The sequence below is a fragment of the Protofrankia sp. Cas8 genome (assembly GCF_963555845.1).
GTDB lineage: Bacteria > Actinomycetota > Actinomycetes > Frankiales > Frankiaceae > Protofrankia.
Map to the genome: position 1 here is coordinate 50,593 of NZ_CAUVXI010000010.1, position 9,445 is coordinate 60,037.

Annotated in this window: 9 protein-coding genes; 7 read left to right on the plus strand and 2 right to left on the minus strand. The window is 67.8% G+C overall.

The features are described from left to right. On the plus strand, nucleotides 1-656 hold a 656-nt coding region (locus U9977_RS03550), incomplete at its 5' end, for an IS630 family transposase (RefSeq protein WP_322747701.1). 21 nt (nucleotides 657-677) lie between these two features. On the opposite strand, the gene U9977_RS03555 is transcribed toward U9977_RS03550, so the two are convergent. Both U9977_RS03555 and U9977_RS03560 read right to left on the minus strand, forming a co-directional pair. Further along, entirely contained in the window at nucleotides 678-1,667 is a 990-nt protein-coding gene (locus U9977_RS03555; protein ID WP_322747702.1) for an alpha/beta hydrolase, read from the minus strand. A 306-nt stretch (nucleotides 1,668-1,973) separates the two neighbouring features. Then, nucleotides 1,974-2,456, minus strand: coding sequence for a phage holin family protein (locus U9977_RS03560; protein ID WP_322747703.1), 483 nt, complete (start codon nucleotides 2,454-2,456; stop codon nucleotides 1,974-1,976). A gap of 661 nt (nucleotides 2,457-3,117) precedes the next feature. Between U9977_RS03560 and U9977_RS03565 the strand changes: the two genes are divergently transcribed. From U9977_RS03565 to U9977_RS26820, 6 genes are all read left to right on the plus strand, one after another. After that, complete coding sequence (locus U9977_RS03565) at nucleotides 3,118-4,008, plus strand: hypothetical protein (RefSeq protein ID WP_322747704.1); 891 nt, start codon at nucleotides 3,118-3,120, stop codon at nucleotides 4,006-4,008. Nucleotides 4,009-4,439: 431 nt separating this feature from the next. Then, the gene (gene ssd, locus U9977_RS03570) at nucleotides 4,440-5,558 is read left to right on the plus strand and encodes a septum site-determining protein Ssd (protein ID WP_322747705.1); all 1,119 of its coding nucleotides are present in this window, start codon (nucleotides 4,440-4,442) and stop codon (nucleotides 5,556-5,558) included. Further along, entirely contained in the window at nucleotides 5,555-6,940 is a 1,386-nt protein-coding gene (locus tag U9977_RS03575; RefSeq protein ID WP_322747706.1) for a TadA family conjugal transfer-associated ATPase, read from the plus strand. Before ssd ends, U9977_RS03575 begins: the two co-directional genes overlap by 4 nt. Continuing rightward, entirely contained in the window at nucleotides 6,934-7,872 is a 939-nt protein-coding gene (locus U9977_RS03580; RefSeq protein WP_322747707.1) for a type II secretion system F family protein, read from the plus strand. The genes U9977_RS03575 and U9977_RS03580 overlap by 7 nt, the downstream gene beginning before the upstream one ends. After that, a complete protein-coding gene (locus U9977_RS03585) occupies nucleotides 7,869-8,840 on the plus strand; it encodes a type II secretion system F family protein (protein ID WP_322747708.1) in 972 nt (323 codons plus the stop codon). Before U9977_RS03580 ends, U9977_RS03585 begins: the two co-directional genes overlap by 4 nt. Nucleotides 8,841-9,307: 467 nt before the next feature. Continuing rightward, nucleotides 9,308-9,445, plus strand: a complete 138-nt coding sequence (locus U9977_RS26820; RefSeq protein WP_416210104.1) for a DUF4244 domain-containing protein — start codon at nucleotides 9,308-9,310, stop codon at nucleotides 9,443-9,445.

Sequence of the window (9,445 nt, forward strand, 5' to 3'; positions counted from 1 at the left end):
TCAGCAAAGATCCTGCCTTCGCGGAGAAGGTCGCCGACATCGTCGGCCTGTACCTTGATCCGCCCGGTGAAGCGGTCGTGCTCAGCCTGGACGAGAAGACGCAGATCCAGGCGCTGGACCGCACCCAGCCACTGCTGCCGATCGAGTTCGATGCCTGCGAGAAACGCACCCACGACTACGTCCGGCATGGCACCACCGACCTGTTCGCTGCGTTGAATGTCGCGACCGGAGAGATTTTCGGAGAGTGCCGACCAACCCATGACGGTGCGGAATTCCTGGCCTTTCTCAAGAAAGCCGTCAAGCCTCACGCCGACAAGGAAATTCATGTCGTGCTGGACAATCTTTCCACCCACACCACGCCCGATGTTGAGGCATGGCTGGAGGAGAACCCGCACGTGCATTTCCACTTCACCCCGGTCGGATCGTCGTGGATCAATCAGATCGAAACGTGGTTCGGTATCATCACCCATCAGTCGATCCGCCGCGGTACCTTCACCTCCGTACAGCTTCTCATCCAGCAGATCCGGGACTACATCGCCCACTGGAACAGCAATCCGAAGCCATTCACATGGACGGCGACCGCGGACGAGATTCTCGCCAAAGTCCAGCTTGTCCAGACCAACATCAAGAAGCTTGTCGACAACAACGGAAAGTAAAGTCAGTGGAATCACGAGACACTAGGGGGTAGGACTGCGACTGGCAGATTGGTCCAGAACAGTATTCTGTGCCCGTTTTTGAACCCCGGTCTCCTGATGTGCGAGCCAGGTGAGGATCTCATCGGTGATGACGGCCGGTGCCTCCTCCGGCAGGAAGTGCCCCACCCCGTCCAGCAGCTTCCAGGTGTAGGGACCGCTGACATAACGTCCGGAACCCTGCGCGGTGGACGCCAGCATGCACCGGTCGAGGCGACCGTGTAGCTGCAACGTCGGCGCGGTCACCGACTCGCGGCGCAGCGCCGCTGCAAAACGGGCACCGTCCGGCCGGAACAGCGACCGGAATACCCACCGGTGGTACTCCATGGAACTGTGCGCAACCCCGGGGATGCGGATCGCTTCACGATAACGGCGCTCCATCTCGGCGTCGGGATAGCCCGGACCGCCCCACAATCGCAACAGCTGCCCCACATAAGCGCCGTCGTCGGCGACCAGCTGCCGCTCTGGACGCCACGGCAGCTGGAACGTGATCAGATGCCGGCCCGAGAGGCCCTGGCGTCGTGGGCTGGCCACCATCTCATGGCGGACCCGCAGCGGGTGGGGCATCGCCAGCACCACGAGCCCACGGACCAGCCGTGGAAAAAACGCCGCCGTCGTCCACCCCGCAACGCCCCCCCAGTCATGCCCGACAATCACCGCATCCCGTTCGCCGAGCGCCCGGACCAGACCCGCGACATCGCCGGCCAGGGTGAATGCGTCATACCCGCGCGGCGGTTTGTCACTGGCGCCGTAGCCGCGCAAGTCCGCAGCCACCACCCGATACCCGGCCGCGGCGATGCCGGTCAACTGATGGCGCCAGGCCCACCAGAACTGCGGGAAACCGTGCAGCAACAGCACCAGCGGGCCGTCGCCGAGTTCGGCCACGTGCAGGCGGGTGCCGTTCGCGGATACGTCACGATGCTGCCACGGACCGTCTACAAGAACGGCGCTAAGCTCTGGAACGGCAGCCTCCATCGCATCTCAGAATTACTCAGAGCGCCCGACAACGGGGACGCTCCTGCTCGCGGCTCGATCGATCCGCGCCCGCCCAGCTTGCCGACACCGGTCCCGCGCGCGGCCCCCAGCGCGTCTTCCATATGCCCGATATGTTCCTTCCGCGCCTTCTCCATGTTACTACCGTCTGATTTTGATCGTTATGAGATTTTTGTGTGATCACTATGGGTGATATCGCTTTGGCCGGCAACGCAGCCGGTGCGTCCGGTCGTTGATCGTCCAGGTAGGAGATGTTGATCGCCCGGGTAGGAGGTTCAGAACAGGCTCTCAGGGGATGGGCACCGAGTCCCGCGAGTTACCGGACACGTGCCCGTTGGAGTGGCCTGCCCCGGTGCCCGTGACCGCCGTCGGGTGCTTGAGCCAGGCGATGTCCTCCTTGACCGTCTGCAAGGTGCGCTCAGGCGGCGAAATGTTCTTCAACCGCTTTGCCCCGAACAGGCCGAACAGCCCGGCGACGACCAGATAAAGCAGAGCGGTCAGGAAGTACGCCCAGAACCGCTCCACTCCGGCCCAGGTGAACAGCTCGCCGAGCCCGATCGTGACGGCGATCAGCGCGCCGAACCCAAGGCCGGCGGCAACCACCAGAAAGCCGGCGCCGAGCGCGGCAGACGTCGCCTGTTTCGAAAGCTCGGCCTTCGCGAGATCGATCTCCTGCCGGACGAGCAGCGACAGGTCTCGTACCGCGAGCCCGACGAGCTCACCGAGCGTCGTTTCCCGGGTGGCTGGTCGGTTCTGCGTTGGAGTCGACACCGTTGGTCCTCCTTCTGGCGGCCCTGGAGCCTCGGGCGCGCGATACGATTCCTGACCGCATGCCTCGGCCCACCGGGCACGGGTTGCCCGTCGCAGCGGTGACTACCGGTCGTACAGGTCGCGGCACGAGGCAGCGCCCGATACCGTCCAGGTCACCAGATGGTGCCCGATCGGCGACAGTCAACACATCCGCAACGCTCGTCCACGGTTGTTGTGCACGCGTTTGAAGCCCACCTCGGCGGCCCGCAACTCCCCCGCGTTCGTCCAGTCCTCGGGCCGCCGGCGGCGCGAAAACCATGATCATGTCATCCTTTGATCGGGTGGGGTACGACAATCCCGTATCACCCGCCGCGGACCCCTCTTGCGAAGTGTCCCGCGTCCAGAGCTTGTCCGCCGCCCAGACGCGCTGTGATGCGCATACCTGGCCGGTCCGGGCAATTTCTCCCGGACCTTCGGACGCCGCCAGTGTGACAGATGGACCGTGACGAGATTGCGTTCGCCCGCTTGCGCAACGGTCACCGGATGTCCACCGCATCGAACACCGCCCATGGGCCATGGGCCTTCCCACCCAGCTGGAGACCCACCGTGCCTGCCATGGCCCTGCTGCTCATCCATGGGGCGGGCGCCATCCACGGGGCGGGTAGGCGGTAGCGTACCGGCAATGACCGCCGTAGTCGGGCCGGACCCCGTGGCCCGCCTCGCCGCCCTGCCAGGCGTCACCGACGCGGTCACCGCCGCCCGAACGTCCGTGGACACCCTGTTACGGCACCGGGTCATGCGCCGCGACAGCGCCAAGGTGACAGCCGAGGCATCGTTGCGCACCGCGCGCGCATCAGCAGCGCTGGACGGTCACGACATCGATCTGGACGATCTGCGCGAACACCTTGGCCACGATCGCCGGCTTGCGACCGGCGACAGCGACAGCGACGCGCTCAGGGTGACGCTCGGCACGGTCCGGCTCCACGCGGAGCTGGGGACGCTTCGCGACACCTGGGATCGGGCACCCCGCCAGGCACTCGCCCGGATGCACGTCCTCGTCGCGCGCGGCCTGGTCGCCGACGCTGACCTCGGACGCCCACGAGTAGCGGGCAGCCACACCGACCCGACGGATCCCCTCGGCCTCGGCCCGACACCGACACCCGCCGAAGCCACCGCCCGGCTGGACGGGCTCACACAGCTGCTGCTGACCAGGACGTCCGCACCGGCGATCATCATGGCTGCGATCGTCGAGGGCGAACTGCTGGCCATCCGCCCGTTCGGTGCCTTCGACGGGATCATCGCCCGGGGGGCCGGCCGGCTGGTACTCATCAGCCGGGGCCTGGACCCCAAGGCCGTGACCGCCACGGATGTCGGGCACGTCGAAGCCGCGCAGATCCCCGGCGGGCAGACGTGCACCGACGGCGCCACAGGTAGCTATGCCGCGGCGGTCCGCGCCTACATCGGAACGGGCGCCCAGGGCGTCGGTCAATGGATCATCCACTATGCACGGGCCGTGGAGCTGGGTGCCCGCGAGTCCCTCGCCATCTGCGAGGCCATCACCCGCGCCAGCTGAGGCGCGCCAGCCAGTCGACCATCAGTCATCCAGGCACACCGCGCCCGCGCCCGGATGACGGTTTCGCCAGCCATGGAAAGGGTACGCATCGGCAGTGTCGAGCGAGCCCACCGCACCCTCGTCCGGCAATCGTGGGATCCCTGGCGGTTGACGGCGAGATCCCACGGACGGCTCCCGCGACGCCCCCCAAACGGGAGCCGTCCCCCCGGTCGCCGGGCACCTCTTTTCCAGGCGCCTCCCTTCCAGGCGCATCCCTTCCAGGCACTTCGTGCCGGACCCTGCTTTGCCGTACCACGCGTGCCGGGCACTCCAAGTCGGTATAAATCTTAATTAGACCATATATGGGGCTTGTGGAGGAAAAATCCTCCACAAGCCCCATATGCGTCATGGTGAGCTTCCGTCCCCATCCCCGACGACGGAAGGGCCCTGCCATGACGTCCGCACCGCCCGTTCTCGCCCTCGCTGTACCCGAGCCCCAACCGAGCCTCCGGCCGCTGACTATCACCGATGATCCACAGCTGCTCGACGACATCCTCCGGCTCGCCGCGGCTGCCGGCGTCACCGTGAACGCCGTAGTCGACGCCCACCTCGCCCGCAGGTACTGGAACAACGCCCCGCTCGTCGTCGTCGGCACCGACCGGGTGGCGTCGTGCGTGGCCGCCGGCCTGCCACGGCGTCCGGGCGTGGTCCTACTGAGCTCCGACCTCGACGACGGCGGCGTATGGGAGGCGGCGGTACGTCTCGGCGCCGAGCATGTGGCCTTCCTGCCGGACGCGGAAAACTGGCTTGTCGAGGTATTGGCCACCGCCACCGAACCGGACCAGCGCCGCGCCACCATCGTGGGCGTGATCGGTGGGCGAGGCGGTGCAGGGGCCACCAGTCTCGCGATCGCGTTGACCCTGGCGTCCGTGCGCCGGGAGCTCCATACCGTGCTGGTGGACGCCGACCCGCTCGGCGGGGGGATCGACCTTGCTCTCGGGATTGAAGATCGACCAGGCATGCGCTGGCCGGACCTCGCAGCAGCCCGCGGGCGAACGTCCCGCCGGGTGCTGGCCGAGTCGCTGCCCTGTCTCGGGGACCTTGCCGTGCTGTCCTGGGACAGAACCAGCCCGACCGCGATCCCGCCGGCCGTCATGAGCGCGATGCTGACCAGTGTCCGGCGCGGTAAGGATCTGCTCGTCGTCGATCTTCCCCGGTTTCCCGACCAGGCCGCCGCCATGGCGATGCACGTGGCAGAAATGATCATTGTGGTCGTTCCGGCCGAGGTCCGCGCCATCGCCGCCGCCGGCCGGATCTGCGACACCGCGAACCGGCACTGTTCGGACGTCCGTATTGTCGTGCGGCTCCCGGGCCCGGCCCGGCTGGATGCCGAGGCGGTCTCGGATGCGCTCGCGCTGCCGGTTGCCGGGGTGCTGAGGCACGATTCGGGCCTCGCGACCGGACTGGAACGGGGAGAACCGCCGGGTAGCCGCCGCCGGAGCTCGCTGGCCCGGGTCAGTGGGCGGATCCTCGACGACCTGGATCTGGCGCACGCGGACGTGGCCGCATGAGCACGTATCCGGCCGGCAGCCCGAGCGTGGGGGCCACGCCGGGTCATCCGGTCCACGACATCGCGGTCGAACGAACCGGAGCAGATCACGTCCGACGCGCACCGGGCACGACGGCTGCCTGCGGTGTGACGGACGGGACACAGCCGGACGAGGCGCTCCTTGCCGGCATCCGGCGAAGGCTGGCAAGCGCGGACGGGACACTGACGTCCTCGCGCATCGCCATGGCGGTCCGGGCGGAAACCGGACCGGTCGACAGCGGCTCGCTCGCGCTACACCGGTCGCTCCAGTCGGAGCTTGTCGGTGCCGGGCCACTCGAGCCACTGCTCGCAGACCCGTCCATAACCGATATTCTGGTCAATGGGCCAGACGAGGTCTGGATAGATCGAGGCGTCGGTCTCGAGCGGTGCGCCGTCACCTTTGCCGACCATGACGCGGTACGTCGCCTCGCGGTCCGGCTGGCCGCGGCAACCGGGCGGCGCCTTGACGCGGCGACCCCGTTCGCCGACGCGAGGCTCGGTGACGGCACCCGCCTGCACGCGGTGCTCGCACCGGTCTCGGTAGCAGGGACGTGTCTGTCGCTGCGGATCCCCAGGCGGCGACCCTTCACACTGGGCGACCTTGTTACGGCCGGGACGATACAACCCGCCATGGCGGAGGTCCTGGACGCGCTTGTCCGCGCTCGCCTGGCAACACTGGTCACGGGCGGAACGGGTTCAGGAAAGACCACCTTGTTGGCCGCGCTTCTGGGTCGGGTCGACCCGGGCGAACGTGTCGTGGTCATTGAGGACACCGTGGAACTCGTCGTCGATCTCGCCCACGTCGTGCGGCTGGAGTCCCGTCCACCCAACATCGAGGGTGCCGGCGGGATCGATATGAGCGATCTGGTTCGTCAGGCATTGCGGATGCGACCTGACCGAATCGTCGTGGGTGAGGTCCGCGGCGCCGAAGTCGTGGACCTTCTGGTCGCGCTCAACACGGGCCACGAAGGGGGCCTGAGCACCATCCATGCCAATACGCCGGGGGACGTCCCAGCGCGGCTGGAGGCTCTCGCCGCGCTTGCCGGGCTGGACCGCGCGGCCCTGCACAGCCAACTTGCCTCGGCGGTACAGGCTGTCGTTCATATCAGCCGAGATCGTGATGGAATGCGCAGACTTACTGAAATCGGCGTACTGTATCGCGACCAGAGCGGGCTCGTCCGCGTCCTGGGCGCCCTGCGTATACGCCAGCATCACCTCACCCCACCCGACCCCGAACGCGGGGCAACAGCCAGCGTGGTTGTGGCCGGAGCGGGCGCCCTCGTCCTTGATCGACTACTCGCCGAACGCGGCGGTCCACGTCCCGGCATGCTTCGTGAAAGTGCCCCGGGCAGCCAGCGATGCTGATGCTGATGCTGGCCACCGTCTGCGCGGCCACTGCCGCCGCGCTCGCCTCGGGACCGATCGGACGGCGTCCGCCGCACGTTCGGGTGGCGACGACGAGACCACCGGCGACCAGGCGGTCCGGCAGGGACGTGAATGACCTACCGGAACCGCCAGCAGCCCGTACCTGGGCACCACCGGCGATCGTGGCCGCCGCGGCAGCACTCAGCGGCGCCTGTTTCGGGCCGGTAGTGGCCTGCGTCACCGTCGTCGGCGCTGTGACAGCGCAGCGAGCCATGCGACGCGCCGCGGCACGACGCTGGCACGACGCTCAGCGTGCCGACGCACAGGAGGTGCTCGCCGCCCTCGCCACCGAACTTGAGGCGGGCCGAAGCCCGTCGCAAGCGCTGCGCACAGCCGTCGAAGACCTCGGTAACGAGACGGATCGGCCGCGCTTTGGCCAGAGTCCGCCGCGCCGCGGTACCCGTGTGAGCGACTCTCGGGCATTGCGCACCGGGCTTGCCCACCGGCTAGACCCGGCGGCCACGCTGGAGCGTTGCCAAGCGCCAACCTTGCGCCAGCTCGCGGCCGCCTGGCGGGTGAGCCAGATCGCCGGTATTCCACTTGCTCCGATGGCGAGCAGACTCGCCGCGGTGGTCCGGGCCGAGCAGGAGAAGGACGGCGAGGTATCCGCAGCCCTCGCCGGACCGCGCGCATCAGGACGGCTGATCGCCGCCTTGCCTCTTGCCGGGATCGGGCTCGGCATCCTCATCGGCGCGTCCCCATTGGATGTCCTGCTCAACACCCCGGTCGGAACAATCTGTCTCGCGGTCGGCGCAATGCTCGATCTCGCCGGCCTGGCATGGATCAACAGACTCACCGAGACGGCTCGATCGCGGGGAGAGACCGGCCGGTACCGCTACGACGCCCAGCCGATGGTGGCGGTGGCACTGTGACCGGGCCGCCGCAGTGGGCAATGCTTCTCGCCGCGGCTACAAGCATGGCATCGGCGTCGTGGCTGGCCGGAATCACAACGCTCTGCGATCAGGTTCGGCGACGGGCAGGCTCGCTCACCCCGCCGACCCGGGCCGACATCACGCCGACGCGACCACACCTGACCAGGCACATGTCGAAGGGCCGCAACGATGGGGCGCAGGACCACGGCAGCGAAAGCAGCCGCCGCTCGAGCGCCCGTTGGGCAAACCGTTGGAGCCACGGTTCGAGCGGCGGTCCGCACCCCACCGCGGACCGCCGCTCGGTGCTTCGGCGGATCGCTCTTGGCACCGCAGCCGGGCTCGGTCCATTCGTAGTGTTCGGTGGTCCCGCGGGCATCGTCATCGGCCTCTTTCTCGGCGTGGCCGCGGTCCGCCTGTTGGCTGGTGTGCCCGAGCGCAATACCCGGCGCCGCCACGAACGCCTTGCCTGCGACCTTCCACTGGCCCTCGACCTCATTGCGGCGTGCCTGACCGCCGGTGCGCCGGTCGTGACGGCCTTGGAAATCGTCGCCGATGCGGTCGGCGGACCGCTCGGCACGGAGCTGGGCCTGGTCGGACGCGCTCTGCGGCTTGGAGCGCCTATCGGCGAGGCGTGTCACCGGTTACTCGATCCCGGCCCCGGGGGTAGGCCCGCGCCGAGCTGGTGGGCCATCACAGGTGTCGCGGAGGTCACAACGGCAGCGCGTGAGCTGGCGACCTTCGCACGGGCGCTGCACCGGACCGAGGACTCCGGCGCCCGACTGGCCGCGACGCTTGAACGACTCGCGGACCAGACCCGCGCGCAGCATCAGGAGCGCGCCCTGGCCGCGGCACGCCGAGCGGGAGTCGCCGCGGTAGCACCGCTCGGGCTGTGCTTTCTGCCCGCATTCATTGCGTTGGGGGTCGTGCCCGTCGTGGCAGGGGCTGGCACGGGTCTGGCGCTGCTGTAACTGCGCTTGTCGGGTTCGGCCGAACCCGGCCGGTGCCACACCAGGTCACACCAGGTCACACCAGGTCCGGCGACACGAGACGCCAACCTGTCAGAACCTGTTGTGAATCTTCTGTCCCGGCGCTCCACGCCCAACCGGCCTGTGGATAACAGTCCGTCATCCACAGCACGATATTCGCGCTCGCCACCGACGCATTCGCAGGAAATAATACTTGTACGGATCAAAGAAACACTCCGAGCGAAAGTCGGAGCTCCCGCCACCGGCCGGAACGGTCGATCTGGAGGTCACCCAACATGTCCGCACTCCCGGCACGCTACCATCTGATCACGAAGCATTGGACGCAGCTGCTGGTCAGCATATTCGTAGCGCTGCTCACACCATCGACGGCACGCGCCTCACATCAGGTTCGAGCTGACGGCGGGAACATCGGGTTCAGATCGATTCGGAAACACCGAGACGACGCGGGAATGTCGACAGCGGAGTACGCCGTGGGCACGGTTGCCGCGGTCGGGTTCGCCGCTGTTCTCTATGCGGTAATCCACAGTCCGGCAACCCGCACGCTGCTGGCCAACGTGGTCAGCCGGGCGTTGTCGATTCCCTTCTGA

What these genes read in the sequence shown, in the direction of transcription:
- U9977_RS03580 (WP_322747707.1), top strand. Translation starts at nt 6,934, where the DNA reads ATGCTGATGCTGATGCTGGCCACCGTCTGCGCGGCCACTGCCGCCGCG.
- U9977_RS26820 (WP_416210104.1), top strand. Translation starts at nt 9,308, where the DNA reads ATGTCGACAGCGGAGTACGCCGTGGGCACGGTTGCCGCGGTCGGGTTC.
- U9977_RS03565 (WP_322747704.1), top strand. Translation starts at nt 3,118, where the DNA reads ATGACCGCCGTAGTCGGGCCGGACCCCGTGGCCCGCCTCGCCGCCCTG.
- ssd (WP_322747705.1), top strand. Translation starts at nt 4,440, where the DNA reads ATGACGTCCGCACCGCCCGTTCTCGCCCTCGCTGTACCCGAGCCCCAA.
- U9977_RS03555 (WP_322747702.1), bottom strand. Translation starts at nt 1,667, where the DNA reads ATGGAGGCTGCCGTTCCAGAGCTTAGCGCCGTTCTTGTAGACGGTCCG.
- U9977_RS03575 (WP_322747706.1), top strand. Translation starts at nt 5,555, where the DNA reads ATGAGCACGTATCCGGCCGGCAGCCCGAGCGTGGGGGCCACGCCGGGT.